The organism is Mesorhizobium sp. M7A.F.Ca.US.006.04.2.1, from assembly GCF_004022915.1.
Lineage (GTDB): Bacteria > Pseudomonadota > Alphaproteobacteria > Rhizobiales > Rhizobiaceae > Mesorhizobium > Mesorhizobium ciceri.
Window position 1 is genome coordinate 1 of the sequence record NZ_RZQA01000856.1, and the last position, 2695, is coordinate 2695.

Sequence of the window (2695 nt, forward strand, 5' to 3'; positions counted from 1 at the left end):
CCAACAACGAGAACCCGTCGGCGCAGGCCAACACCATTGCCGCACTGATGGACCATCTCGGCATCAGGAAGGCTGTCATCGTCGGCCATTCCTTCGGCGGCGTGGTGACATCGGCCTTTGGCCGCGAGCATCCAGACAAGACACTTGGACTGGTCTTCCTCGCACCGGCGACCCATCCATGGCCGGGCGGCGCAACCGCCTGGTACTACGATCTGACCACCATTCCCGTGCTCGGCTGGCTGTTTTCCGAAACGCTGACCTATCCGGCCGGTACACTGCAGATGGCCGACGCCACCACCTGCGTTTTCTCGCCCAACAAGGTGCCGGACAATTATCTCGGAATGGCCTCTATCCCGCTGGTGCTGCGACCAAAAGCCTTTCGCGCCAACGCCACCGATGTCGCCGGGCTCTATCGCTATGCCCTCGACGCCGCACCGCGCTACAACGAGATCAAGGCGCCAACCGTGGTCATTTCAGGCGATCGCGACAAGGTGGTCTATGCACATATCCATTCGGTCGGTCTGGCGCGCGACATTGCCGGTGCCGAACTCGTCTGGGTGCACAATCTCGGTCACAAGCCAGACTGGATCGCGCCCGACCTGACCGTCGGCGCCATCGAGAAGGTCGCCGGCAAGAGTATCGACCTGCAGGCGATGGCCAGGACCGTGGAGGCGCGCATCGCCGGCGACGCCTACGGCGCCGGCAGATGCGCCGATATCAAGGTACCGCAGGCCGAACTCGCGCCGACCTGAAGCCGGTCGCCCGAACCGTTCAGAGCCGACACGCTTTAGGAATCTAGCGGCTGACTTGTGTGTCCGACCCGATATAGGCGATGCGCAGCATGTTGGTCGAACCCGGTGTCCGCAGCGGTACGCCCGCGGTGATGATGACGCGGTCGCCTGGCTTGCCGAAGCCTTCGTCGAAGGCGATGCGGCAGGCGCGGTTGACCATGTCGTCGAGGTCGACGGCGTCGGGCGAGACAACGCAATGCGTGCCCCACAAAAGCGACAGCCGCCGCGCCGTGTTGAGGATCGGCGACAGCGCGATAACAGGCACTTGCGGCCGCTCGCGGGCGGCGCGCAGGCCTGTGGTGCCGGATGCAGTGTAGGTGATGATCGCCGACAGCTTCAGCGTTTCGGCGATCTCGCGCGCGGCCAGCGAAATGGCGTCGGCGCCGGTCGCTTCCGGCTCGGAGCGCTGGGCGTTGATGATGCCGGCATAGGTCGGATCGGTCTCGACCTTGGTGGCGATACGGTTCATCATTGCCACGGCCTCGACGGGATAGGCACCCGCCGCCGATTCCGCCGACAGCATGATGGCATCGGCGCCTTCGAAGACGGCGATCGAAACATCGGACACCTCGGCGCGGGTCGGCACCGGTGCCGTGATCATCGATTCCAGCATCTGCGTTGCAACCACCACCGGCTTGCCGGCGCGGCGTGCGGCGCGCGTGATCTGCTTCTGGATACCGGGCACCGCCTCGAGCGGCATCTCGACGCCGAGATCGCCGCGGGCGACCATCAGCGCGTCGGACAATTCGATGATCTCGGCCAGCCGGGCGACAGCCTGCGGCTTCTCGATCTTGGCCATGATCAGCGCCCGGCCGCGTGCGATCTTGCGCGCTTCGGCCAGATCCTCCGGCCGCTGCACGAAGGAAAGCGCCACCCAGTCTACGCCTGTGGCCAGCACGGCATCGAGGTCCTTGCGGTCCTTCTCGGTCAACGCGCCGACCGGCAGGTCGGTGTCAGGCAGGCTGACGCCTTTCTTGTCGGAAATCGTGGTGCCGGCGACGACGGTGCAGACGATCGATTTGCCGTCGCTCTTCACCGCCTTCAGCTCGAGCTTGCCATCGTCGATCAGCAGGCGATGGCCGGCTTCGACCGAGCTCAGGATTTCCGGATGCGGCAGATAGACCCTGGTCGAAGTGCCGGGCTCGGGATTGTCGTCGAGCGTGAAGGTCTGGCCTTGCGTCAGCACTTCCTTGCCGTTGGCGAACTTGCCGACGCGCAGCTTTGGCCCTTGCAGATCGGCGAGGATGCCGATCGGCCTGCCAACGGCTTCCTCGACAGCGCGGATGCGTCCGACCAGCGTGCGCATCAGTTCATGGTCGGTATGGCTCATATTGATGCGGAACACATCGGCGCCCGCTTCGAATAGTTTCTTCAGCATCTCCTCCGAGGAGGAGGCAGGACCGATGGTGGCTAGGATCTTGACCTTGCGGCTACGTCTCATTGACTGTTTGTTCCCGGGGTGGCTGGAGCGCCTCCCGTTGTGGACTCATCGGTCAGCTGGACCATCCAGCTTGCCTGTTCGCCCGTGTCATATTCCTGGAATCCGGCGCGCTGAAAGCCCCGGGCGACGCAGTCGGTTACGCCTGCGATCTTGAACTCTTTTTCAGCCACGCACATGTTGATCGGGCCGTCCCAGCGTCCACCGCGTTCGGCGTCTTCTGCATAAAGATAGTAAAACCTTGATGACAGCGGCCCTTCGATCAGCGTCTTGCAGCTCGATCCCTCGATGTGCCACCAGCCTTCGGTGATCCAGCCGGCCTTGGCGCGATAGCCGATGCCGACACCGACCAGGTTCTGCGTGGCGTTGCAGACGCGGAAATCGGCACGCGCCGGCGAAGCCACGACCATGGCCGACAGGCCGATGGCAAGAGTGAGGAGCGGCATGGCAAAGGCAGAGCGCATGC

3 protein-coding genes are annotated in these 2695 nt (G+C 64.0%); 1 reads left to right on the forward strand and 2 read right to left on the reverse strand.

The genetic code is table 11. The features are described from left to right. Window positions 1-752, forward strand: a 752-nt coding sequence (locus tag EN925_RS31210; RefSeq protein ID WP_164894509.1) for an alpha/beta hydrolase, incomplete at its 5' end; no start/stop codon positions are given. A 43-nt stretch (window positions 753-795) separates the two neighbouring features. On the opposite strand, the gene pyk is transcribed toward EN925_RS31210, so the two are convergent. Together pyk and EN925_RS31220 are read right to left on the reverse strand one after the other, a co-directional pair. Next, window positions 796-2232: a pyruvate kinase gene (gene pyk / locus EN925_RS31215; RefSeq protein ID WP_013529204.1), complete on the reverse strand. Its 1437-nt coding sequence runs from the start codon at window positions 2230-2232 to the stop codon at window positions 796-798. After that, window positions 2229-2693 (reverse strand): DUF1036 domain-containing protein, encoded by a 465-nt coding sequence (locus EN925_RS31220; protein ID WP_027162487.1) that lies wholly within the window; start codon window positions 2691-2693, stop codon window positions 2229-2231. Before EN925_RS31220 ends, pyk begins: the two co-directional genes overlap by 4 nt. Between the last annotated feature and the right edge of the window lie 2 nt (window positions 2694-2695).